Origin of the sequence: Streptomyces sp. NRRL WC-3605 (genome assembly GCF_001509795.1) — a bacterium.
GTDB lineage: Bacteria > Actinomycetota > Actinomycetes > Streptomycetales > Streptomycetaceae > Streptomyces > Streptomyces viridochromogenes.
Map to the genome: position 1 here is coordinate 1 of NZ_LLZN01000015.1, position 302 is coordinate 302.

Here is a 302-nt window from a genome sequence, read left to right on the forward strand (position 1 = left end):
GATGCTCTTCGAGCGGCGGTTTGGCTGGGAGGACATGGAGGCGGACTGGAAGCCGGCGGAGGAAACGACCGTGTCCTTTTTGCACGGCGGACTTCGACGTGAAGCACAGGAATTCCCGGGCCTCGCGGCGCAGGGCGGCGTGCGAAAAGTTCAGCGGCGTTTCCTCCGCCGGCAACCAGTCCGCCTCGATGTCCACCCAGCCAAACCGCCGCTCGAAGAGCATCCGGTCCGTGGACTCGGTGAAGTCCAGCTCCGCGTGCTGGGGACGGGAGGCGCGGGAGCCGGCCGGGTCCCGGTCCAGC

Annotated in this window: 1 pseudogene; it reads right to left on the bottom strand. The window is 68.2% G+C overall.

Annotated elements, in window-relative coordinates:
- A pseudogene (locus ADL34_RS36535) lies at positions 1 to 302 on the bottom strand (hypothetical protein); the annotation flags it as partial.